General features: G+C 70.2%; 19 protein-coding genes. All 19 read right to left on the bottom strand.

What is annotated here, in order from left to right; all coding sequences use genetic code 11:
- Positions 1-59: 59 nt before the first annotated feature.
- A complete protein-coding gene (locus tag ACFWY5_RS25870) occupies positions 60-266 on the bottom strand; it encodes a hypothetical protein (protein ID WP_379634876.1) in 207 nt (68 codons plus the stop codon).
- A gap of 26 nt (positions 267-292) precedes the next feature.
- On the bottom strand, positions 293-1,579 hold the full coding sequence (locus ACFWY5_RS25875; RefSeq protein WP_379634877.1) for a glutamate-5-semialdehyde dehydrogenase: 1,287 nt from the start codon (positions 1,577-1,579) through the stop codon (positions 293-295).
- A 15-nt stretch (positions 1,580-1,594) separates the two neighbouring features.
- Positions 1,595-2,713 carry a glutamate 5-kinase gene (gene proB / locus ACFWY5_RS25880; RefSeq protein ID WP_379619183.1) on the bottom strand — a complete coding sequence of 373 codons (1,119 nt, stop codon included), beginning with the start codon at positions 2,711-2,713 and terminating at the stop codon, positions 1,595-1,597.
- A 604-nt stretch (positions 2,714-3,317) separates the two neighbouring features.
- Entirely contained in the window at positions 3,318-4,670 is a 1,353-nt protein-coding gene (obgE, locus tag ACFWY5_RS25885; RefSeq protein ID WP_379619181.1) for a GTPase ObgE, read from the bottom strand.
- 685 nt (positions 4,671-5,355) lie between these two features.
- Entirely contained in the window at positions 5,356-5,613 is a 258-nt protein-coding gene (rpmA, locus tag ACFWY5_RS25890) for a 50S ribosomal protein L27 (protein WP_184973142.1), read from the bottom strand.
- 19 nt (positions 5,614-5,632) lie between these two features.
- Positions 5,633-5,935: a 50S ribosomal protein L21 gene (gene rplU / locus ACFWY5_RS25895; RefSeq protein WP_183647442.1), complete on the bottom strand. Its 303-nt coding sequence runs from the start codon at positions 5,933-5,935 to the stop codon at positions 5,633-5,635.
- A 231-nt stretch (positions 5,936-6,166) separates the two neighbouring features.
- A complete protein-coding gene (locus ACFWY5_RS25900; protein ID WP_379634879.1) occupies positions 6,167-8,941 on the bottom strand; it encodes an Rne/Rng family ribonuclease in 2,775 nt (924 codons plus the stop codon).
- A gap of 141 nt (positions 8,942-9,082) precedes the next feature.
- Positions 9,083-9,847 carry a TIGR03936 family radical SAM-associated protein gene (locus ACFWY5_RS25905; RefSeq protein WP_379619176.1) on the bottom strand — a complete coding sequence of 255 codons (765 nt, stop codon included), beginning with the start codon at positions 9,845-9,847 and terminating at the stop codon, positions 9,083-9,085.
- 311 nt (positions 9,848-10,158) lie between these two features.
- Entirely contained in the window at positions 10,159-12,069 is a 1,911-nt protein-coding gene (locus tag ACFWY5_RS25910; protein WP_379634881.1) for a TIGR03960 family B12-binding radical SAM protein, read from the bottom strand.
- A gap of 20 nt (positions 12,070-12,089) precedes the next feature.
- Positions 12,090-12,269, bottom strand: a complete 180-nt coding sequence (locus ACFWY5_RS25915; protein WP_379634883.1) for a hypothetical protein — start codon at positions 12,267-12,269, stop codon at positions 12,090-12,092.
- Between the two features lie 4 nt (positions 12,270-12,273).
- On the bottom strand, positions 12,274-13,440 hold the full coding sequence (gene rodA, locus ACFWY5_RS25920) for a rod shape-determining protein RodA (protein WP_379619170.1): 1,167 nt from the start codon (positions 13,438-13,440) through the stop codon (positions 12,274-12,276).
- Positions 13,437-15,479 carry a penicillin-binding protein 2 gene (mrdA, locus tag ACFWY5_RS25925; RefSeq protein ID WP_379619168.1) on the bottom strand — a complete coding sequence of 681 codons (2,043 nt, stop codon included), beginning with the start codon at positions 15,477-15,479 and terminating at the stop codon, positions 13,437-13,439. Before mrdA ends, rodA begins: the two co-directional genes overlap by 4 nt.
- Entirely contained in the window at positions 15,476-15,940 is a 465-nt protein-coding gene (gene mreD / locus ACFWY5_RS25930) for a rod shape-determining protein MreD (RefSeq protein ID WP_379634885.1), read from the bottom strand. The genes mrdA and mreD overlap by 4 nt, the downstream gene beginning before the upstream one ends.
- Positions 15,937-16,815, bottom strand: coding sequence for a rod shape-determining protein MreC (mreC, locus tag ACFWY5_RS25935; RefSeq protein ID WP_379619164.1), 879 nt, complete (start codon positions 16,813-16,815; stop codon positions 15,937-15,939). The genes mreD and mreC overlap by 4 nt, the downstream gene beginning before the upstream one ends.
- Positions 16,815-17,846 carry a rod shape-determining protein gene (locus ACFWY5_RS25940; RefSeq protein WP_184973123.1) on the bottom strand — a complete coding sequence of 344 codons (1,032 nt, stop codon included), beginning with the start codon at positions 17,844-17,846 and terminating at the stop codon, positions 16,815-16,817. Before ACFWY5_RS25940 ends, mreC begins: the two co-directional genes overlap by 1 nt.
- Positions 17,847-18,667: 821 nt before the next feature.
- A complete protein-coding gene (gene ndk / locus ACFWY5_RS25945; RefSeq protein ID WP_157246518.1) occupies positions 18,668-19,078 on the bottom strand; it encodes a nucleoside-diphosphate kinase in 411 nt (136 codons plus the stop codon).
- A 145-nt stretch (positions 19,079-19,223) separates the two neighbouring features.
- Positions 19,224-21,002, bottom strand: coding sequence for a hypothetical protein (locus ACFWY5_RS25950; RefSeq protein WP_379634888.1), 1,779 nt, complete (start codon positions 21,000-21,002; stop codon positions 19,224-19,226).
- 11 nt (positions 21,003-21,013) lie between these two features.
- Complete coding sequence (locus ACFWY5_RS25955) at positions 21,014-21,355, bottom strand: DUF4233 domain-containing protein (RefSeq protein ID WP_379628006.1); 342 nt, start codon at positions 21,353-21,355, stop codon at positions 21,014-21,016.
- An 85-nt stretch (positions 21,356-21,440) separates the two neighbouring features.
- Positions 21,441-22,760: a bifunctional folylpolyglutamate synthase/dihydrofolate synthase gene (locus tag ACFWY5_RS25960; protein ID WP_379628004.1), complete on the bottom strand. Its 1,320-nt coding sequence runs from the start codon at positions 22,758-22,760 to the stop codon at positions 21,441-21,443.
- Positions 22,761-23,200 lie beyond the last annotated feature (440 nt).

Below are 23,200 nucleotides of genomic sequence, written 5' to 3' on the forward strand. Positions count from 1 at the left end.
CATAAGGGGCACAACCCTAGCGGGGTGTGCCCCGATAGCGCCCGAGGCGCGCCGTACGTTTATCGCTTGGTCTTGTCGCGGAAGCTCCCGCCGCGGAAGCTCTCGTCACCGAAGATGTCGTCGAGTTCCGTCCGTGGCTCCTTCGACAGGTCCCTGCGCCCCTTGCGGCGCCAGTTGACGTGCCCGCGGCTCTCCAGCCACAGCAGCAGCCGGTCGGCGCCGAACAGCACGGCACCGGCGAAGACCAGGGCGATCACAATCTCCATGCGCCCCAGTCAAGTCAACGTCACTCTCAGTTGCTACCTTGACACGCTGAGATAATCGTGCCTTCTGACGTGCGCAGATGTCCTTCGCCCGTGTAAATCCACTTAGTTGACGTCAATTCCGGCAGCCCCATCGGGCCGCGCGCGTGCAGCTTCTGGGTGGAGATCCCGATCTCGGCGCCGAACCCGAACTCGCCCCCGTCGGTGAACCTGGTCGAGGCGTTGACCGCCACGGCCGCCGAGTCGACGAGCGCCACGAACCGGCGGGCCGCCCGCTGCGACCGGGTGACGATCGCGTCGGTGTGGCCGGAGCCGTACTTCCTGATGTGCGCCACCGCGTCCTCCAGCGAGCCGACGACGGCGGCGGCGATGTCCAGCGAGAGGTACTCGGAGTAGAAGTCGTCCTCGGTCGCGGCCACCACGCCGGGATGGGCGGCCACCCGCTCGTCCCCGTGAACGGTCACGCCCTCCTCCGCCAGCCGTGCCAGCGCCTTGGGCAGGAACTCCGCCGCCACGTCGGCGTGCACGAGGAACGTCTCGGCCGCGTTGCAGACCGACGGCCGCTGCGCCTTGGAGTTGACCAGGATGTCGAGCGCCAGGTCCAGATCGGCCTCGGCGTCGACATACACGTGGCAGTTGCCGACCCCGGTCTCGATCACCGGCACCGTCGACTCCTCGACCACCGAGTTGATCAGGGATGCGCCGCCCCGCGGGATCAGCACGTCGACCAGCCCGCGCGCCCGCATGAGCTCCTTGACCGACTCGCGTGTCTGGCCCGGGACCAGCTGCACCGCGCCCGACGGCACCTCGGTGGCCTCCAGCGCCTCCTGCATGATCCGCACCAGCGCCGTGTTGGAGTCATAAGCGCTCGACGAGCCGCGCAGCAGTACGGCGTTGCCGCTCTTGAGGCAGAGCGCGGCGGCGTCCACGGTCACGTTGGGACGGCCCTCGTAGATGATGCCGATCACGCCCAGCGGCACCCGGACCTGGCGCAGTTCGAGTCCGTTGGGCAGCGTGCTGCCGCGCAGCACCTCGCCGACCGGATCGGGCAGGTCGGCCACCTGCCGGACGGCCTCGGCGATGGCCTCCACCCGCTTCACGTCCAGCCGCAGCCGGTCGATCATCGCCTCGGAGGTGCCCTGCTCGCGGGCCCGCTCCACGTCCTTGGCATTGGCCTCGACGATCTGCGCGGCCTGCTCGGCCAGCGCGTCGGCGATCGCGCGCAACGCCCGGTCCTTCGGCGCCCGCGGCAGCGGGGCCAGCTCGGCGGCGGCCTCTCGTGCCGCATGGGCCACCTTCAGGAACTCATCGGACATCGCACGCTCCATTCGCTACTGGTGAGCCTCCAGTATGACGATGTCGTCGCGGTGAATCAGCTCGCGTTCATATTCCGGACCGAGCTCGCTGCCCAGCTCCCGTGTCGAACGCCCCAACAACCCGGGAATCTCCACGGCGTCGAAGTTCACCAGCCCCCGGGCCACCACCCGCCCGCGCGGCCCGCACAGGTCGACCGGATCACCCGCGGAGAAGTCGCCCTCCACGGAGGTCACGCCCGCGGGCAGCAGCGACTTGCGCCGCGTGACGATCGCCTCGACGGCGCCGTCGTCCAGGTGCAGCCGCCCGCGACCGGTCGTGGCGTGGGCCAGCCACAGCAGCCGGGTGCCGGGATGCCGTCCGCCCGGGTGAAAGTACGTGCCCACGTCGGCCCCGGCCAGCGCCTGTGCGGCGTGGGCGGCGGCGGTCAGCACGACGGGAATCCCCGCCCCGGTCGCGATCTTGGCGGCCTGAACCTTGGTGATCATCCCGCCGGTCCCGACGGCCGCGCCGTTCCTGCCCAGTTCGACGCCCACCAGATCCTCCGGCCCGCGGACCTCCGCCAGCCGCCGCGAACCCGCCCGGCTCGGCGGCCCGTCATAGAGCGCGTCCACATCGGACAGCAGCACCAGCGCGTCCGCCCTGGTCAGATGGGCCACGAGGGCGGCCAGCCGGTCGTTGTCCCCGAACCGGATCTCGTCGGTGGCCACGGTGTCGTTCTCGTTGACCACCGGCATGATGCCCAGCTCCAGCAGGCGGTTCAGGGTGCGCTGGGCGTTGACGTGGTGAGAGCGCCGCATCATGTCATCGGCGGTCAGCAGCACCTGCCCCACCCGCAACCCATAACGTGCGAAAGACGAGGTGTAGCGAGCCACCAGCACTCCTTGCCCCACGGACGCGGCGGCCTGCTGGGTGGCGAGATCCCGCGGTCGTACGGCCAGCCCGAGCGGCCCGAGCCCGGCGGCGATGGCCCCCGACGACACCAGCACAATCTGCGCCCCGACCCCACGCCGCGCGGCCAGGACGTCAACGAGCGCGTCGACCCGGTCGACGTCGATGGTGCCTTGGGGGGTGGTCAGCGACGAAGAGCCGACCTTGACGACGACTTTGGACGCGGAACTGATCCGATCTCGCACCCAACGACCCTATCCGAGCCACCCAACTCGCCGCCCGCCCAGCAACAGAACAGGCAGCCCTACCAAAACCCCCAGCGCCCAACCCCCGGCCACCCGGCTGACCACCCGCCCGGCCGCCCACCGGCCTGGTCGCCTGGTCGCCCGGTCGCCCCAGGCCTACCCGGCTTGTCCTGGCAAGTCCTGGCATGGAACACCCCGACACCACACGGTCTACCGACCCACCGGTCCAATGACCCACCGGCCCCTTGCCCCTTGCCCCTTGCCACTGACCGCTGGCCGCTGGCCGCTGGCCGCTGGTCAAGCATCGCCTGTCCGATGGGCGACAGCCGCCCGGCCAGCGGGGCCGGCTCTGCGGATGGTAGCCCTACGGGCAACCGGGCTCGTCGCGCGGGCGGCAGCCCCCGTCGGCCGGGTTACCGGGGCTTGTTGCGGTGGGTGCCACGTCCGGCTGTCGGGCGCCGCCCCGACACCCCGGCCCGCGTCGGCGGGCGGGGGTGGGGGCGGCTTGCCGTAACGGATAGAAAGAGCCCGTAACGGACGAAAAGAGCCCGCAACGGATAGAAAGAGCCCGCAACGGACGGAAAGAGCCGGACAGAAGGATCACTCAGGCGAAGCGGGAATCTGACCCACGGGGCCCCTGGCGGGCGGATTCCGCGGAAAGGGTCGGCTGCCAGTCGAAGATGTAGCCGCCCTCCATTGAGCCGATGATCACCTCGGCGCCCGTGACCGCTCCCGCCTTGGCCAGGGCTTCCTCGACGCCGAGCCGCTCCAGGCGGTCGGCCAGGTAGCCGACGGCCTCGTCGTTGGTGAAGTCGGTCTGGCGGATCCAGCGCTCCGGCTTCTCGCCGGTGACCTGGAACTGGTTCTCGCTGACCTTACGCACGCTGAACCCGGTCTCGCCGAGCTGCTTGGGCCGGATGACCAGCCGGGTGGGCTCCTCGACCGGCTTCTGGGCGCGCGCCGCGGCGACCCACTCGCCCATCGCGAACGTCAGCTCGCGCAGGCCGTCATGCGTGGCCGCCGAGATGACGAAGACGCGCAGGCCCTTGGCTTCGAACTCGGCGCGTACCATCTCGGCCAGCTCGCGCGCGTCCGGCACGTCGGCCTTGTTGAGGACGACCATGCGGGGCCGGTCCTCCAGCTTGCCGTAGGCAGCCAATTCGGCCTCGATGACCTCGTAGTCGGTGATCGGGTCGCGTCCCGGCTCAAGGGTGGCGCAGTCGATGACGTGGACGAGCATGTCGCACCGCTCCACGTGCCGCAAGAACTCGTGCCCCAGCCCCTTGCCCTGCGAGGCCCCAGGAATGAGCCCAGGTACGTCGGCGACGGTGAAGATGTTCTCCCCCGCCGTGACCACGCCGAGGTTGGGGATCAGCGTCGTGAACGGATAGTCCGCGATCTTGGGCCGAGCGGCGGACAACGCCGCGATCAGCGACGACTTCCCCGCGCTGGGGAACCCGACAAGCGCCACATCCGCGACACTCTTGAGCTCCAGCATCACGTCCAGCCCGTCACCGGGCTCCCCGAGCAGCGCGAACCCGGGCGCCTTCCGCTTGGTGCTGGCCAGCGCCGCGTTCCCAAGCCCGCCATGCCCGCCCTCGGCGATCACGTACCGGGTCCCGGCCCCCACCAGGTCGACCAGCACCTCACCGGTGTCGGCGTCCTTGACCACGGTCCCGTTGGGCACCGTGAGCACCACGTCACCGCCGTTGGCCCCGTCCCGGTTGGACCCCTGCCCCTGCTTGCCGTTGTCCGCCTTGCGATGCGGCCGACGGTGATATTCGAGCAGGGTGGCGGTGTTGGGATCGACCTCCAGGATCACATCCCCACCCCGCCCGCCGTTGCCCCCGTCGGGGCCGCCGAGCGGCTTGAACTTCTCCCGGTGGATGGAGGCGCAGCCGTTCCCTCCGTCACCGGCCCTGACATGCAGAACCACCTGGTCCACGAAGTCCGGCATTACCGCCCCTTACTCCCACGTGCTCCCGAACGGAACACAAGTCCATCTTCCCAGCTCAATCCCACACCCAGCCCGCCCAGCACCAGACAGACCAACCCCTCATCACCCTGAAAGCAGCACAACCCGAGAGGCTCAAACCAAAACCCACAACACCCAGCCACACCCTCACGACGCGAAACCCCCGCCCCGGCCCTTGAGACGCAAGGGCCAACAGCCCCTTAGGGACCGGTCGCACCAGACGCCGTGGCACCCGGTGCCGCGGCATCCAGCGCCGTGCCATTGGGTGCCGTGGCTGCGAGTGCCCGACATCCGGTGCCGCGGCTGCAGGCGCTTGTCCGGCGCCGCGCGGCGAGGGGCCGTGCGGCGGAACCCGGCGCCGCAGGTACGGCGCTCAGCCGAGCCACGGTACCCGCCCAACACACCGCCGTTACGGCGGGCACCACGTCCGACGTGAGAAGCGATCCCCACGATCGGCGCGAGCCCACGACGGCGGGTGGCGGAGGGCTGGCCTGCCGTAACCCCAAAGCCCGAAGACCAAAAGCCCGAAGACCAAAGCACCCAAACCAACAGCACCGCAGCCAAAAAAACCCAAACACCCAACAGCTCCAGAGGAACAAAACCCCCTCGAACGCCTAAAGGGGCGGGTCAAGTGACCCACCCCTTAGGAACGTCAGTCGGCGTTGATTTACTCCGCGACCGGAACGATGCTCACCGCGCGACGCCCGCGCTTGCGCCCGAACTGCACATGCCCCGCAGCCAGCGCGAACAGCGTGTCATCGCCCCCACGCCCGACGTTGTCGCCAGGGTGGAAGTGGGTGCCGCGCTGGCGGACGATGATCTCGCCCGCGTTGACCAGCTGGCCGCCGAACCGCTTGACGCCGAGCCGCTGTGCGTTGGAGTCACGGCCGTTCCGGGTGGACGACGCGCCCTTCTTGTGTGCCATCTCGCAAAACTCCCGTGACTCAGGCCTGGTTGATGCCGGTGATCTTCACCTGGGTGTACCGCTGACGGTGACCCTGGCGCTTCTTGTAACCGGTCTTGTTCTTGTACTTGAGGATGCGGATCTTGGGACCCTTGGTCTCGCCGAGAATCTCGGCGCTCACCAGGAACTTGCCCGCCTCCGTGGTCACATCGCCGTCGTTGACGACGAGCACCGTCGGCAGCGAAACCGAAGAGCCGACCTCGCCGGCGACCTTGTCCACCTCGAGGACGTCACCGACGGAGACCTTCTGCTGCCTGCCGCCGCAACGAACGATCGCGTACACCGCGGAACCCTTCTACTGTCTGCTTGTGGTCACCGATCACATCGGCCACCACCGAATGCTGCGCCCAGCACTCGGAACCTGTCGGGAAAACCGACGATCCGAGAGGCGCGCGAACAGGGCGCGCCGCTGGACGCACCGATTGACTAGGGTACCGGATGAGCGGTGCCCTGGTCGAACCGGACGGATCGACGGACTGTCAACCGAGGAGCGCTCCCTGGCGGGAGCGCCTGGCTACTCGGCCGACTTGGCTCGGCGGGAGCGTCGCCGCCCCCTGCCAGAAGTCTGGTTCGCCTGGTCATCCTCGGATGGGACGTCGTCAAGCGCACCGGTCACAGTATCACGGTTCCCGGCTCCGGAAGCCGCGGAGACCTTGTCCGCGACGGCCTTCTCGACCGCCATCTTGCCCTGCGTGCCCCGCGGCTCCGGCTTGGACTCGACCGGCTCCGTGGAGACGATCAGGCCGCGGCCGTTGCAGCAGTCACACGGCGTCGAGAACGCCTCCAGCAGCCCCTGGCCGACCCGCTTACGCGTCATCTGGACCAGACCCAGCGAGGTGACCTCGGCCACCTGGTGCTTGGTACGGTCGCGGGCCAGGCACTCCAGCAGCCGGCGCAGCACCAGGTCGCGGTTGGACTCCAGCACCATGTCGATGAAGTCGATCACGATGATGCCGCCGATGTCGCGCAGCCGTAGCTGGCGCACGATCTCCTCGGCCGCCTCCAGGTTGTTCCTGGTGACCGTCTCCTCCAGGTTGCCGCCCTGGCCGGTGAACTTGCCGGTGTTGACGTCGACGACGGTCATCGCCTCGGTGCGGTCGATGACCAGGGAGCCGCCGCTGGGCAGCCACACCTTGCGCTCCAGCGCCTTGCCGAGCTGCTCGTCGATCCGGTAGGACTCGAAGACGTCGGTCTCCTCCTCCCACCGGTTCAGGCGGTCGGCCAGGTGCGGGGCGACGTACTTGACGTACTCGTCGACCGTCTCCCACGCCTCCTCGCCCTGGACCACGAGCGAGGTGAAGTCCTCGTTGAAGACGTCGCGCACGACGCGGATCGTCAGGTCGGGCTCGGCCGACAGCAGCTCCGGCGGGCTCGCGGACTTGGCCTTCTTCTGGATGGCCTCCCACTGCGCCGACAGCCGGGACACGTCGCGGGCGAGCTCGTCCTCCGAGGCGCCCTCGGCGGCCGTGCGCACGATGACGCCGGCGTTCTCCGGCATGACCTTCTTGAGGATGCTCTTGAGCCGCGTGCGCTCCTTGTCGGGCAGCTTGCGGCTGATGCCGGTCATCGAACCGTCCGGGACGTACACGAGGTAACGGCCGGGAAGGCTGATCTGCGACGTCAGCCGGGCGCCCTTGTGACCGATCGGGTCCTTGGTGACCTGCACCAGCACCGACTGGCCGGACTTCAGCGCCGCCTCGATGCGCTTGGGCTGGCCCTCCAGCCCGGCGGTGTCGAAGTTGACCTCGCCGGCGTACAGGACGGCGTTGCGGCCCTTGCCGATGTCGACGAAGGCCGCCTCCATCGACGGCAGCACGTTCTGGACCTTGCCCAGGTAGACGTTGCCGACGTAGGACTGGCTGGCCTCGCGGTTGACGTAGTGCTCGACCAGGATGCCGTCTTCCAGCACGGCGATCTGGGTGCGGTCGCCCTGGCGGCGCACCACCATCATCCGGTCGACGGACTCGCGCCTGGCGAGGAACTCGGACTCGGTGATGATCGGCGGACGCCGGCGGCCGAGCTCGCGGCCCTCGCGGCGGCGCTGCTTCTTGGCCTCGAGGCGGGTGGAGCCGCGCACGCTCTGCACGCCGTCGCTGGAGGTGTCGAGCGCGGCGGCCCGTCCGGAGCGCGGCGCGCGGATGCGCACCACGGTGTTCGGCGGGTCGTCGCTGGCCGCCTCGGGCTGCTCGTCGGAGCCGCGGCGGCGGCGCCGGCGACGGCGGCGCGAGCTGGAGGCCTCCTCTTCCTGGGAGTCGTCCTCGCCCTGCTCCTCGTCGTCGTCCTGCTCGTCGTCGGAGTCGTCGGCGTCGTCACGCTCGCGGGACTTGCCCCGTCCGCGGCCGCCACGACGGCGCCGGCGGCGGCGCCCGCCGCTCTCGTCCTCGTTGTCGGCATCGCCGTCGGTGTCGGTGTCGAGCTCCGCGTCGGTGTCGGTGTCGGTGCTCTCCTCGACCACCTCGGCCACGACGGGCTCAGGCTCGGGACGGCGGGGCGCCACCGGCTGCGCCTGACTCGGGTCGGGCGCCTGGAACAGCGGGGCGAAGATCGCCGCCGGCCGTTCGAAGGACGCGCCGCCCTGCTCCATGCGCCGCGCGGTCAGCCCGAACGGGTCGGCCAGCAGGTTGGGCTGGTCCTCGTCGAGGTCCTCGCCGGCGGGCTCGTCGTCGAGCGGCTCGACCTCGGGCAGCTCGTCCAGCACCTCGGCCGCGGTCTCGACGACGGGAGCGGCCTCTGCCACGACCGTCTCGACCGCGGTCTCGACCGGGCTCTCCGGCTCCTCCTCGGCCTTCTTGCGCGTACGCCGCGTCCGCTTGACCGGTGCGGCGGCCTCCTCCTCGACCGGCTCGGCCTTGGCCTTGGCAGTGCGCCGCGTCCGCTTGACCGGCGCCTCCTCCGCGGGAGCGCTCCCGAGGGCGGCAGCCGTACTCGCGGGAAGATCCTCGACCTCGGGCGGCGGACCGGCGGCACGGCGCGAAACCCGCTTGGGCTTCTCGTCCGCGGCCGGCTCCTCGCCTTCCTCGGCCTTCTTGGTACGGCGGCGCGTCGTCGTCGCCGTGGACCGGCTCCTGGCAGCCCGCTTGGGCGGCTCGACGGCCTCGGCCACGGCCTCCTCGGCCGGGCTGGTCACCTGACCGGCGGGCACCGTCAGCACGGATGGCGCGGCCTCCTCCGGCAGTTCCGGAGGCGGCCCGGCCGGCCGGGCGGCCCGGCGCGGCTTGGTTGTGGGCTGATCTTCAGTTGTCTCCCCGTCGGGGCCGTTGGCCCCGCCGTTGGGCTCGTTCTCGAGCATGCGGGCGCTCTCCCGTCAGCTCCCGGGCGCGTCGCCGCGCCGCGCAGGAGCCCTCGTGTCTCGTTGTCCGCCCCCGCCCCGTATGGGGTGTTGGCGCCAAGTCCTGTCAGCGGATACGCCTGGCGGGCCGCCAGGCGGTTCCTATCCGGCGGCGTGCTCGCCCGCCGGTCCCGCTTCGCCGCCGCGCGTGATGTCGCGGTCAAGGTCGAACGGGTCGGCAGGCCCACCGGACGCGTCCAGCGGCCCCTGCGCCAGCCTGGTTACCTCGGGGGGAACCGGCGGCGCGAAGTCGGCCACAAGGCGCAATCCTGTGAGCACGTCGTCGGGTCGAACGGCAGGAGTCACGTGCCGAACAACCATGCGCAGTATGACACACGACTGTCCGGGCACCTGAGCTGCGGTTCTCTCCGTTCCCTCGGAGATCTCAAGCATCCGCACCGCCTCCCGCGCGTCGAAGCGGCGGGGGCCTTTCTTCGTGAGGCGCTCAACCTCGACGGTGCCGGCGGCGAGGAACTTCTCCACCGCCACGCCGGCCAGCTCGCGATCCGCGCCGGGCAACCGCAGCTCCCACGTGGAGACCTCCAGGCGATCGGCCAGGCCACCGGAGCGCGCTTCGACCACTTCGAGCACGTCGAGACCGGGTGGCAGGGAAGCGTCCAGGTCGGCGCGGATCCGTCCGGGATCACACGGCTCCGTGACACCGATCTCAAGGTATTCGGCCTCGCTGGCGACGCCGGTCGGCGCCGCGCCCGCGTAGGAGATCTTGGGGTGGGGCGAGAAGCCCGCGCTGAAGGCAACCGGAATACCGGCACGGCGGACCGCCCTCTCGACGGCCCGCGAGATGTCGCGGTGGCTGGTGAAGCGCAGGCGGCCGCGCTTGGCGTAGCGGACGCGAAGCCGCTGCACCGTGGGCGCGGGCGGTGGCCCGTCGGGAACAGGTTTCAGAGCGTTGCGTCCTTCCCGTGTCAGAGTTTCCTCCTCACAGGATAAGCCGCCTCGCGCGGAGACTGTACGCGCTGTTCTCTATGCGCGCCGATGTTGGTAGCTCTCCGTTATGGCTTTCGTCCGGAGTTACGGCGAAGCCATCCCCACGCCACCCGCCGACGTGGGCGGGCGCCGATCATGGGGATCGCTTCCCACGCCGGACATACAGCCCGCCGTCACGGCGAAACCTTGACCCAATTCCGTGGCCCGTCCGGTCGCCCGCGCGTGTCGCGTCACACCACGGTGAGCGGCAGAAGCTTCTTCCCAGTCGGCCCGATCTGGATCTCGGTTCCCATCGTCGGGCAGACGCCGCAGTCGTAGCACGGCGTCCAGCGGCAGTCCTCGACCTCGGTCTCGTTGACCGCCTCCTGCCAGTCCTGCCACAGCCACTCGCGGTCGAGCCCGGCGTCGAGGTGGTCCCACGGCAGGACCTCGTTCTCCTCGCGCTCGCGGGTGGTGTACCAGCTGACGTCCACGCCCGCCTTGGCGGCGCCGGCCATCCACCGGTCGTAGGAGAAGTGCTCGCTCCACCCGTCGAAGCGACCGCCGTCCTCCCAGACGGCCCTGATGACGGCCCCGACCCGGCGGTCGCCGCGCGAGAGCAGGCCCTCGACGATGGACGGCTTGCCGTCGTGGTAGCGGAAGCCGATGGCCCGCCCGTACTGGCGGTCGTTCCTGACGACGTCGCGCAGTTCCTTGAGCCGCCGGTCGACGGTCTCGTGGTCGGCCTGGGCGGCCCACTGGAACGGCGTGTGCGGCTTGGGCACGAAGCCGCCGATGGAGACGGTGCAGCGGATGTCGCGCGAGCCGGTGGCCTCGCGACCGGCCTGGATCACCTTCTTGGCCAGGTCGGCGATGCCGAGCACGTCCTCGTCGCGCTCGGTGGGCAGCCCGCACATGAAGTAGAGCTTGACCTGCCGCCAGCCCTGGGAGTAGGCGGTGGTGACGGTGCGGATGAGGTCTTCCTCGGTGACCATCTTGTTGATCACCTTGCGCATGCGCTCGGAGCCGCCTTCCGGGGCGAAGGTCAGCCCGGAGCGGCGGCCGTTGCGGGAGAACTCGTTGGCCAGGTCGATGTTGAAGGCGTCGACGCGGGTGGAGGGCAGCGACAGCGAGGTGTTGGTGCCCTCGTAGCGGTCGGCCAGGCCCTTGGCGACCGCGCCGATCTCGGAGTGGTCGGCCGACGACAGCGACAGCAGGCCGACCTCGTTGAAGCCGGACTCCTTGATGCCGTTGTCGACCATGGCGCCGATCGTGGTGATCGAGCGCTCGCGGACCGGACGGGTGATCATGCCGGCCTGGCAGAAGCGGCAGCCGCGCGTGCAACCGCGGAAGATCTCCACGCTGAACCGCTCGTGGACCGTCTCGGCCAGCGGGACCAGCGGCTTCTTCGGGTAGGGCCACTCGTCGAGGTCCATGACGGTGTGCTTGTGGACGCGCCAGGGCACCTCGGGCCGGTTGGGCGCCACGCGCTTGATGCGGCCGTCGGGGTGGTAGTCCACGTCGTAGAACCTGGGCACGTACACGCCGCCGGACTCGGCCAGGCGCATCAGCAGCTCGTCGCGGCCGCCGGGGCTGCCCTCGTGCTTCCACTCGCGGATGACCTCGCTGATGGCGATGGCGATCTGCTCGCCGTCACCCAGCACGGCCGCGTCGAGGAAGTCGGCGATCGGCTCGGGGTTGAAGGCGGCGTGCCCGCCGGCCAGCACGATCGGGTCGTCCTCGCCGCGCTCGGCCGCCAGCAGCGGAATGCCGGCCAGGTCGAGCGCGGTCAGCATGTTGGTGTAGCCGAGCTCGGTGGAGAAGGAGACGCCGAGCACGTCGAAGGCGCGCACCGGGCGGTGGCCGTCGACGGTGAACTGCGGCACGCCGTGCTCACGCATCAGCGCCTCGAGGTCGGGCCAGACCGAGTACGTGCGCTCGGCCAGGGTCTCGGGCAGCTCGTTGAGGATCTCGTAGAGGATCGCCACGCCCTGGTTGGGCAGCCCCACCTCGTAGGCGTCCGGGTACATCAGCGCCCAGCGCACGTCCGCCTCGTCCCAGTCCTTGACCGTCGAGTTGAGCTCACCGCCGACATACTGAATCGGCTTCTGCACTCTGGGCAGCAGCGCTTCCAGGCGTGGGAAAATCGACTCGACAGACATGGGTCCAAGCCTATCCGCGCTCAGACGGTGGCAGGTCCCTGGATGTCGATGTCGTTTCCGCTCATGACGAGGACGCGGTGGTTCTCGTAACAGGTCAGCTCGACAACGATGACGCCGCTGGCGAGATTGTGCACGGCGACGATGTGGCTGGCGGGAAGCAGGAAGCGGTCCCCGCACTCGTCGCAGTAGGCCACGAACATGCCTCTAATTAAACGCCTGTTCCCTGATCCTTATCGCCTGTAGCAGCCCAATTGCGATGAGATTCGCGAACGTCGCGGTGCCGCCGTAGGAGACGAAGGGCAGCGGGAGCCCGGTGATGGGCATGATGCCGACGGTCATCCCGATGTTGACGAAGGTCTGGAACGCCAGCCAGCACACGATCGTGCCGGCGACCAGCGTCCCGAATCGGTCCTCGCACTGCCGGGCGATCTTCAGCCCGCGGATCAGCACCACGCCGAGCAATGCCACCACGGTCACCGAGCCGAGAAAGCCGAACTCCTCGCCGGCGACGGTGAAGATGAAGTCGGTGTGCTGCTCGGGCACGAAGCGCCCGGTCGTCTGCCCGCCGTCCAGCAGCCCCTTGCCGAACAACTGGCCGGAGCCGATCGCGATCAGCGACTGCGTGGAGTTGTAGCCGACGCCGCGCGGGTCCACGCTCGGGTCGATGAAGGCCGTGAACCGCGCCACCTGGTACGGCTCCAGCAGATCCAGCATCCACACCGCCACCGCGCCCGCCACCGAGGTGAGCACGAGCAGGATCATCCACCGCTTGCGCACCCCTGCGATCACCAGCCCGCCCACGGTGATCACCGCCAGCACCAGCGTGGTGCCGAGGTCCGGCTGGAGCATGACGAGCCCCATCGAGATCGCCGCCATGACCACCACGAACATCATGTCCAGCCCGCGCGGCCGATCGGTGCCCTCCGCCGGCTGGGCCAGCAGCATCGACAACATCAGCACGAGCCCGAGCTTGGCGAACTCCGACGGCTGCACCGCGAACCCGCCACCCAGCATGATCCACGAGTGCGACCCGTTGACCGTGGTGCCGAGCGGCGTGACCACGAGGGCCAGCCCGACGAGCGTCACCAGGTAGACCACGGGCGCGTACGCGCGCAGCAGCCGGTGGTCGATCATCGCCACCGCCCCGCACAGCGCCGCCCCGATGGCCAGGTTCAGCACGTGCTTCTTGACCAGCCCCGTCGAGCCCGGCGCCCACGTACGCGTGGACGACCACACCAGCAGCGTGCCGATCACGCACAACGCCGCGACCGAGACCAGCAGCACGCCGTCGAGCCGCCACACGGTCGACTGCGCGCCCACGGCGCGGGTGGTGAACGAGCGGCGCCTGGCCAGCAGCGTGCGGTCCGTCATCGGGTGACCGTCCCGTCCCGCGCGATCATCGGCAGCTTGGAGACGGGTTTCCCGTCCGGCAGCGCGGCCGGCTGTTTGATCCCGTAGATGCCCTCATAGATCTCCCGAACGGCCGGCGCCGCCGTAGACCCGCCCATCCCGCCCTGCGAGACCATGGCGACCACCACGAACCGCGGCTTCTCGGTGGGCGCGAACGAGGCGAACCAGGAGGTGTCCTCCTTGCCCCACACCTCCGCGGTGCCGGTCTTGCCGCCGATGCGTACCTGGTCCATGGGGAACCCGCTGAAGGCCCCGGCCGCGGTGCCGTCGGAGGCGACCTGGCTGAGCGCGTTCTTGATGTACGCGCGTTCCTTCTCGCTGATCGGCAGCTTGCCGGTGACCGGCGGGTCGATGCGCTGGACCAGCGTGCCGTCCGGCCGTACCCTCGCCCAGGCCACGCGCGGACTGCGCAGCCTGCCGTCGCTGACCAGCGCGGCGTAGGCGGCGGCGAGCTGCAACGGCGTGACCAGCACGTCGCCCTGCCCGATGGAGAAGTTGGCGGCGTCGCCGGGACGCAGCAGGTAGCCCTCGACGCAGTTCTCGTAGGCCAGGCGCTTGAGGAAGGCGGCCCGCGAGGCGCTCTTCACCTCGGGGTAGCCGGTGCGCGAGCGCTTGCAGTTGTCGGCGCTGGTCTGGCCCCAGAGGTCCTTCTTCCAGTCGCGGTCGGGGATGCGCCCGGCCGACTCGCCCGGCAGGTCGATCCCGGTGGGCCGGCCGAAGCCGAAGGCCCTGGCGGTGTTCTCGAAGGGCTGGCGGGGCGGCTTCTTCGGATGCAACCCGCCGTCCTTGATCCACTGCTCGTAGGAGGACTTGTAGAAGATCGTGTCGCAGGACTTGACCAGCGCGGTGTGCAGGCTCAGCGTGCCCAGACCGATGCCCCGGAAGTTGTTGAACGGCCGGTCGCCCACCATGAACGACCCCGGGCAGCCGTAGGTCCCGTTCAGCGGGTAGCCGGAGCGCAGCATGGCCGCCACCGAGGAGACCTTGAACGTCGAGCCGGGCGCGAACGTCCCCTTGATCGCCCGCGACACCAGCGGCCGCCCCGCCTTGTCCGACAGCAGATCCTGGTACTCCTTCTCGGAGATCCCGCCGGTCCAGATCGCCGGGTTGTAGCCGGGCGCGCTGGCCAGCGCCACCACCCGCCCGGTACGTGCGTCGAGCACCACCCCGGCCGCGCCGTCCGCCTTGGGCGCCCGCTTCATGGCCCCGTCGAGCGCCTTCTCCACGATCGCCTGCACACGCCCGTCGATGCTGGTGATCAACGTGTCCCCGGAGACCGGCGCCACCTGCTGCTCCACCCCGATGACCTTGCCGAGCCTGTCCACCTGGACCCGGCGCAGCCCCGGCTTGCCCCGCAGCGCCTCGTCATAGACGGACTCCAGCCCGTCCCGCCCCACCAGGTCGACACCCGAGAAGGCCGCCTTGAGCCCGTCGCGCTTCTCCAGCTCCTCCTGCGTGACCGGCTGCAGATACCCGACGAGCTGCGCCGCCGCCTTGCCGTGCGGATACTCCCTGACCGCCTGCACCTCCGCGGTCACCCCCGGGAACTCCTCCTGCCGCTCCAGAATCTGCAGCGCCTCACGCGTGCTGACCGTCTCGTCGATCGGAATCGGCTGGTACGGCGAGCCCGGCCAGCACGGCCTGGTCACCCCCGGCCCGCACGACCGGATCCGCTTCTCCAGCAGCTTGACCGGCCGGCCCAGCACGGCGGCGAGCTTCTCCAGCACCTCCTGGCCGCCGCGCGGCATGCGCGTCAGCGAGGTCCGGTCCACGGAGACGACCAGCGCGGTCCGGTTACGCACCAGCGGCCGGCCCGCGGCGTCCAGAATCTGCCCCCGCACCGACGGCACCACCACGCCGCGTGTCCTGGTCTCGGCCGCCGCCGAGACGTACTCGATCCCGCGTACCACCTGGACCTGCCACAGGCGCACGGCCAGCACCGCGATCAGCGTGACGACCAGCACGTTCAGCACGACCAGCCGGGTTCTCATCCTGCTCATACCGCATACCTCGGCTGCTTCCCCCGGGTCACCGCCCAGATCACCACCGGCGCCGCGACCAGCGTGTAGACCACCGTGACCGGCGCCTTGACGGCCACCGCCGCCAGCGTCACCCCCTGCTCGCCGACCAGCCCGCCGACCACCGCCGCGAGCAGCGGCGCGGCCAGGATGCAGGCCACCACCGTCGGCACCACGCCGCCCAGCCCGCGCCCCGCCAGGAACCCGACGACCGTGAGCACGAACGCGTACTCCCCCGCCACGTGCGCCGTCGGCGGCACCACGTCCACCAGCAGCCCCGAGCAGAACCCGATCGCCGCCCCCATCGCGGGCCCGCGCATCATGGCCACCCCGACCACCGCGAGCAGGACCAGGTCGGGCATCCCGCCGCCGGGCAGCGGCAGCCGGTTGACCACGATGAGCTGCAACAGCACCGCCACCACGACGACCAGGCCCGGAATCATCGCGCGCTCGCCCTCGCCGGCAGGACCGCGTCGCGCGGATCCCGCTTGGGCGCCTGGACCACCACCCCGACCACGTCCAGCGCGGTCAGATCGGCATACGGACGCGCGTACGCGATGCGGGTCAGCTCACCCGGTGTCGCCTCGACCCGCTCGATCACCCCGACGGGCACCCCCGGCACGTACGGCATGCCGCGCTGCGACCCGAAGCTGACCAGCCGGGCGCCCCGGTTGATCGGCGCGGTCGAGTCGAGCAGCCGGAACCGCACCAGCCGCCCGTTCTCCCCCACACCGTGCACGACGCCGATCTCGTTGCCGCCTTCCATCCGGGCGCCCGTGGCCGAGGCGGGATCGCTGAGCAGCACCACCGTGGAGGTGGTCGCCGCCGCCCTGATCACCCGGCCGACCAGCCCGTCGGCGTTGAGCACGGTCATCTCGGCGCGTACGCCGTCGTCGGTGCCGGCGTCGATCTCCACGGCCTCCTCGAACCCCGGCTGCCCGCGCCTGGCCACGACGTTGGCCGTCACCACCTTGTAGCCGCCCGTCCCGGCCAGCCCGAGCAGCCGCCGGAGCTCCGCCGAGCGCGAGGCGTCGAGCCGCCCGGCCGCGATCTGGGCGCGCAGGCGCGCGTTGTCCGCCTTGAGACGCTCGATGTCCGCCTGGGCACTCGGGGCGTTGGCCAGAGCCCCGAAGAACCCCGTCACCGGGCTGGCCAGCGTGGTAGCGCCCTGTTCAGCGGTGCCGAAGGCCCAGGAGCCCACCGACCTGAGCGCCGTGAACGGCGAGCCGTCGCCGGTGCGGTGGTCGACCGTCACGAGCACGAGCGCCGCCGTCAGCAGCAGTCCTAGGATGAGCCGGGCGCGGCGCGTGTCCTTCATCAGTGCCGCGACTCCGGAACGAGCACCTGCTGCAGCGCCTCGAACTCCTCGACACACTTGCCGGAGCCGAGCGCGACCGAGTCGAGCGCGTTCTCCACGAGATGGACGGGCATGCCGGTCTCGGCCTTGATGCGCTCGTCCATCCCCTTGAGCAGGGCCCCGCCACCGGTGAGAGCGATGCCACGATCCATGAGGTCGCCGGACAGCTCCGGCGGGCACTTGTCGAGCGTCGTCTTCACCGCGTCGACGATGGCGTTGACCGGCTCCTCGGTGGCCTTCCTGATCTCCTCGGCGGACACCACGATCGTCTTCGGCAACCCGCTGACCAGATCGCGCCCCCGGATCTCGGCGTGGCACTCGTCGGAGGTCGGGCACGCCGACCCGATCGCCATCTTGATCTCCTCGGCGGTGCGCTCACCGAGCATCAGCGAGAACTCCTTCTTGGCGAAGGTGATCACCGCCTGGTCGAGCTCGTCACCGCCCACCCTGATCGACTGGCTGGTCACGACCCCGCCCATCGAGATGATGGCCACCTCGGTCGTGCCGCCGCCGATGTCGACGACCATGTTCCCGGTCGGCTCGTGAACCGGCAGCCCGGCGCCGATCGCCGCCGCCATGGGCTCCTCGACGATGTAGACCTTCCTGGCCCCCGCCTGATACCCCGCCTCTTTCACCGCCCGCTGCTCAACCCCGGTGATGCCGCTGGGCACCGCGATGATGATGCGCGGCTTGGCGAAGTGGCGGCGCTTGTGGACACGCTGGATGAAGTAGCGCAACATACGCTCGGTGACGTCGAAGTCGGCGATCACGCCGTCCTTGAGCGGGCGCACGGCGACGATGTTGCCGGGCGTCCGCCCGATCATGCGCTTGGCCTCGATGCCCACCGCGACGATCTTGCCGGTCGCCGTGTTGATGGCCACGACGGACGGCTCGTTGAGCACGATGCCTCGGCCGCGCACGTAGACCAACGTGTTGGCGGTGCCGAGGTCGACCGCCATGTCGCGGCCGAGAAAGGCGAGCTTGCTGCCCATGGGGAACGGAGCCTTCCGTAACGTCCTTCACTGATGACTACGGATCGCATTCGAATCGTAACGTGACGTACCCACCAGTGAGCACAATGAGCACCACCGTCCCAGAAAAATCTTGCGTACCTCCGGTATCGCCCTCTTTACCCCATCAGCCCTCGATAGCCCCCACACCAAGCCCGATATAGCCAGCCATCACCCCCTTTTGACACCCACCCCCGCCCACCAACCCCAGCCCCAACACCCACCCCCTCCAAGGCCAAACCCCAGAACACCCACCGCACCCGGTATCCCGCCTCCGGACACACCCCACCGCCCCAAACCCACCCGCCATCTGCCGCCCGATGCGCACCTTCCGGCACCCCACTGCACGAGCCCCACCCGGCACCCTCCGCCCCATGCGCGCCCCCCGCCACCACCCCACCTGTGCCCGCTCCACCTGCACCGCTCCGCCCGGCACATGCGCGTTCCGCACCTGCTCCGCACCTCCCCCGGGACCACCTCGCTCAGCTCTACCCACCCCCACGGCCCCAGGAGCTCTTTCAGGCGCCGCACGGCGGGACGTGGCGCGGTGGAGCCCGGCGCCCCTCTACGGCGCTCAGCCAGGCCACGGCGTCCGGCCAGACGTGCTTTGTAGCGGCGAGCACCCCGTCCGACTGCCGGCCGCACGGAAGAGGCCGCCGGCCCACGACGGCGGTCGGCGGTATGGGGGCTTGCCGTAACCCCAAAAAACCTCAAACCCCAGAGAAGACGAAAACGCCCGCACAGACGGAGCTGTGCGGGCGCAGACGGGCAGGGCGCCCGGGCCGGGACCGGGGCGCCGGGGGCTAGAAGCGGTCCGGGAAGAAGATCTTGATCTCCCGGGCGGCCGACTCCGGCGAGTCGGACCCGTGGACGACGTTCTCGCCGATCTCCAGCGCGTGGTCGCCGCGGATCGTGCCAGGAGCGGACTTGACCGGGTCGGTCAGCCCCGCCAGCGCCCGGAACGCCTCGACCGCACGCGGCCCCTCCAGCACCAGCGCCACCAGCGGGGCCGAGGTGATGAACTCCACCAGCTCGCCGAAGAACGGCCGCTCGGAGTGCTCGGCGTAGTGGGCCTTGGCGGTGTCGACGTCGAGCGTGCGCAGGTCCATGGCGACGACCTTGAGGCCCTTGCGCTCCACGCGGGCGATCACGTCACCGATGAGGCCACGCTTCACCCCGTCAGGCTTGATCAGGACAAGAGTGCGCTCGGACACGTGAGGTTCTCCTTTGAACGGATTTGTGGGGGCGAGCATCAGCATTCGCTCCGCGAGTCCGCACCACGAGACGGTCTCCGTCCTCGCGTAGCGGCGACGCGGCACAGCTTACCGTCCCGCGACGGTTCCCCTGCTCTCGCGGCACTCAGGGCCGCTCATTGTCCTCGGGCGACTGAGCGGGCGGCGGCACCGCGGGCGACGGCCCGTCGTGCTCATCGGCCACCCGGGCGGGATCGGCCGTCTCCGGCGAGTCCCCGTTGACCGGCGTGGGCAGCACGACACGAGGAATCTCCCCCGTGGGCCGGTCCTCCTCATCCAGCTCCGCCACCTCGTCGGCCGGCGCGGCCCCGACGCCGCCCGCGTCGTCCCGCTCCGCCCCAGCGTCTTCCGAGTCCGTCTCGACGGCATCCATCTCACTTCGAGCGTCCTCCACCACGAAGGCCTTGATGCCCGGCCGCTTCTCCAGACTTGAGTCCTCGCCGTCAGAAGCCCCATCCGGTACGGCACCGCCCACAGCAGACCCGTCACCCTCCTCAACGGCCCCGCCCGACCGCCGAGCCAGCAACGCCCCCAGCACGATCACCGCCACCGTCAGGAACCCGCCGATCAGCGCCCACGTGTGCAACGCCTCGACGAACGCGTCCACGATCCCCTGGGCCGAGCGCTGCCCGCGCAGCATCATGACCTGGACCCCGGTCCCGAGCAGGTACCCGGACAGCACCCCGGGAAAGCACAACGCCAGCCCGAACAGCGCCACGCCCACACTCGTCTGCCGCAGCGCCGCGGTGAGCGCCACCGCGGCCCCGACGGCCATGAGGGTGAACGGCACCACCAGCACCGTCCCCTCCGGCGCCGGCACCATGAGCCGCACCGTGGCCAGCCCCAGCACGACCAGCAGCAACCCGGCGGGCGCCAGCCACCGCAGCGCGGACCCGCCGAACAACGCCACCCCGGCCCCGGCCGCGACCGCCAGCACCGCGGCCACCACGAACGGCAGCCACAACCCCTTCAGCCCAGGCCCGCCGAGCCCGCCCATCTCCACATACGTCACCTGCGCCACGGTCGGCAGCAGCACGACCCCGATCGCGACGAACGTGTAGGCCAGCGTCCGGCTCTCACCGGTCCCGATCGTGGCCAGGGCCAGCAGCGCCGCGATGGACAACACGGCGACCAGCACCACCAGCCCGGCCTTCCAGTCCTGGCTGGCCGTACTGATGGCGAGAACCGCGATGCCCGCGGCGGGAACGGCCGCCAGCAGCAACCGGCTACGTTCCCTGGCCCGGGGCGTCGGCGACGCGCCCTCACCCTGCAGCAACCAGACCAGCAGGTACGCCGCCGCGAGACCCAGCGCGATCCCGGTCAGCAGCGGGTACGGCTGGAGCGTGACCTGCCAGCGATCGACCTGGTGAAGCGGCCACAACGCGAGCGCCTGGGCGGCCAGAAGGCTGACGGCCAGCATGCCTGCCCACACGGCACGTACCACGGGCGGACGTCCCCAGGCGGCCACCAGCGTGGCGGGGATCAGCACGCCGGCGCCGACACCGTGGAGCACGCGCAGCACGCCCACCATGAACGAGGTGCCCGCGTAGCCGCCGGCCGCGTCGGCCACGGCCAGCAGGGCGAGCCCGGCGACAAGCACGTACGTGACCCGCAGGCGGCGCAGCGCCACGGCGGCCAGCGGGACGGTCAGCATCATCGCCGGAAGGGCGAGCCCGTGCGCGCGCATCAGCCCGACCCGGTCGATCTCCGCCGGCAGCAGATCGGCGACGACGGAGACGGTGTTGGGGATCGCGATGATCGCCAGCGGCAGAGCCGCCACGATGAGCAGCCCGAGCACGAGGTCGAGCAACCACGGGAACTTCGCGCCTGCGGTGGGCCCGGCGGCAGCCGCGTTCGGGGACCGCTGGATTGGGGGGACGGCCATGTAGGCCGACTTTAGCGGGAAGTCACGCCCTCGACACGGCGAGCGACGAATATCGCGGTGATCCACAGCGCCGCGAAGATCGCGCCGAGGAAGAACATCATGGACACAAGGAACCCCGTGGCGATCGCCAAGACCTGCACCAGGCTGCCGACCACGTACCCGACAGGCCGCTTGAGCAGCCCGATCGCCACGATGCACAGCACCGCCAGCCCCAGTCCCGCCACCATGGCCAGCGCCGGCGCGACACCACTCACCGTAATCGCCACGGGCGTAATCAGCCCGGCCATGATCGCTTCCATCCCGAGCACACTGGCACCCAGCCTGCGCATGCCCGGCGTGACGACGAAACTCACCTCACACCCCTCTCACCGGCACAACCGCCCCACCACAGGGTACGGCTCGCGCCGCCGGTCAACCCGGCGGCGCAGGTGGGGCGGGTCACTGACCGTCCACCTTCAGCAGGTATCGCGCGTCACCAGCCGTGATCACCGAACCGGTGATCAGCACCCCGGTCCCGCTGAACTCGCCCTCCGCGTCCGCGATCCCGATGCCGCGGTCGATGGCCTCGTCGAGACGGTCCACCACATGCACCCGATCCGCACCGAAGTACCCCTCGGCCAGCGCCCCCAGCTCCTCCGGCGCCATGGAGCGCGGCGAGGAGTTGCGGGTCACGATGATCTCCTCCAGCACGGGCTCCAGGAGGTCCAGGATCGTGGCGACGTCCTTGTCCCGCATGACCGCGACGACCCCGATCACCTTGGCGAAGTCGAACGCCTCGTGCAGCCCGTCAAGCGTGGCCTGCATGCCACCAGGATTGTGCGCCGCGTCGATGACGACCGTCGGATCCCGCCGCACCACTTCGAGCCGTCCGGGGGACGTCACCTGGGCGAACGCCTGCCGTACCAGCTCGATGCCAAGCGGATCGTCCCCCGCCGTCAGCGCCTCGACAGCCGCCAGCGAGGTGACGGCATTCCCAGCCTGATGAGCCCCGTACAGCGGAAGATACACATCCTCGTACACCCCCTTGAGCCCGCGCAGGGTGAGCAGTTGCCCGCCCATGGCGATCTCCCGGTTGAGCACCCCGAACTCGAGCCCCTCCCGCGCGACCACCGCTCCAACGTCAGCAGCTCGCCGCATCAACACCTCAGCGGCCTCAAGCTCCTGCTGCGCAAGCACAGTCGTGGAGCCGGCCTTGATGATGCCCGCCTTCTCCCCCGCGATGGACGCGACATCCGGCCCCAGCCGCTCGGTATGGTCCAGCGAGATGGGCGTGATGATGTTCACCTGCCCGTCGACGACGTTGGTGGCATCCCACGTGCCACCCATCCCCGTCTCGACAACCGCCACATCCACCGGAGTATCCGCGAACGCCGCGAACGCCATGGCCGTCAGCAACTCAAAGAACTGGATCCGCCGCCCCGTGGTGTCATTCAACTCCACATAAGGCGCGATCTCCTCATACACCTCAGCGAACCGCTCCTCACTCAATGGCTCGCCATCCACGCAGATCCGCTCACGCATCGACACCAGGTGCGGACTCGTGAACCTCCCCACCCGAAGATTCCGCTCCCGCAGCAGCGCCTCAACCATCCTCGCCGTGCTGGTCTTACCGTTGGTGCCGGCAATATGCACGACAGGGTACGCCCGCTGGGGCGAGCCGAGCAGATCCAAGAGAGCCGCGATCCGGTCCAGGGTCGGCTCGAACTTCCACTCGACGCCCCGCTCCAAGATCGCACGTTCAACCGCACGATAGTCCACCCCCCAACCCTACTGACCACCCCCACCCCCCAGACCACTGACCAGCCAACCCCCGGCCCCCGCCACCCCGCCCAGCCAAGCGACAACGAGCACGCGAGGAGCCCGGCGCACCCAGAAGCGTTGACGACCGTCCGCGTTGCGCCGAACACGTCCGCTCAGCTTTTCACCGCACCGGCGCCAGACAAGCGGCGGGACGGAGCTGAGCGCCGTGCGCGTTGCGCCGTTCACGTCCGCGTGGGGTTCTCGCCGCACCGGCGCTTGACAAGCGGCGGGGAGGGCGACGCGGATGGGAGGGCGAGGCGGGCGGGGAGGGTGGCGAGCCCTGGCCGGCGGGCGCCGTGCGCGTTGCGCCGTTCACGTCCGCGCGGTGTGCTCGCCGCACCGGCGCTTGACAAGCGTCGAGGAGGGCGACGCGGATGGGAGGGCGGCGAGCCGTCGCC

This window comes from Nonomuraea sp. NPDC059007 (assembly GCF_042740555.1).
Classification (GTDB): domain Bacteria; phylum Actinomycetota; class Actinomycetes; order Streptosporangiales; family Streptosporangiaceae; genus Nonomuraea.

Coding starts and splice junctions, on each gene's coding strand:
- ACFWY5_RS25915 (WP_379634883.1), bottom strand. CDS start 12,269: ATGTTCGTGGCCTACTGCGACGAGTGCGGGGACCGCTTCCTGCTTCCC.
- rodA (WP_379619170.1), bottom strand. CDS start 13,440: ATGACGGACCGCACGCTGCTGGCCAGGCGCCGCTCGTTCACCACCCGC.
- ACFWY5_RS25875 (WP_379634877.1), bottom strand. CDS start 1,579: ATGTCCGATGAGTTCCTGAAGGTGGCCCATGCGGCACGAGAGGCCGCC.
- mreD (WP_379634885.1), bottom strand. CDS start 15,940: ATGATTCCGGGCCTGGTCGTCGTGGTGGCGGTGCTGTTGCAGCTCATC.
- rpmA (WP_184973142.1), bottom strand. CDS start 5,613: ATGGCACACAAGAAGGGCGCGTCGTCCACCCGGAACGGCCGTGACTCC.
- ACFWY5_RS25950 (WP_379634888.1), bottom strand. CDS start 21,002: ATGGCCGTCCCCCCAATCCAGCGGTCCCCGAACGCGGCTGCCGCCGGG.
- mrdA (WP_379619168.1), bottom strand. CDS start 15,479: ATGAGCAGGATGAGAACCCGGCTGGTCGTGCTGAACGTGCTGGTCGTC.
- obgE (WP_379619181.1), bottom strand. CDS start 4,670: ATGCCGGACTTCGTGGACCAGGTGGTTCTGCATGTCAGGGCCGGTGAC.
- ACFWY5_RS25910 (WP_379634881.1), bottom strand. CDS start 12,069: ATGTCTGTCGAGTCGATTTTCCCACGCCTGGAAGCGCTGCTGCCCAGA.
- ACFWY5_RS25900 (WP_379634879.1), bottom strand. CDS start 8,941: ATGCTCGAGAACGAGCCCAACGGCGGGGCCAACGGCCCCGACGGGGAG.
- ACFWY5_RS25870 (WP_379634876.1), bottom strand. CDS start 266: ATGGAGATTGTGATCGCCCTGGTCTTCGCCGGTGCCGTGCTGTTCGGC.
- ACFWY5_RS25940 (WP_184973123.1), bottom strand. CDS start 17,846: ATGGGCAGCAAGCTCGCCTTTCTCGGCCGCGACATGGCGGTCGACCTC.
- mreC (WP_379619164.1), bottom strand. CDS start 16,815: ATGAAGGACACGCGCCGCGCCCGGCTCATCCTAGGACTGCTGCTGACG.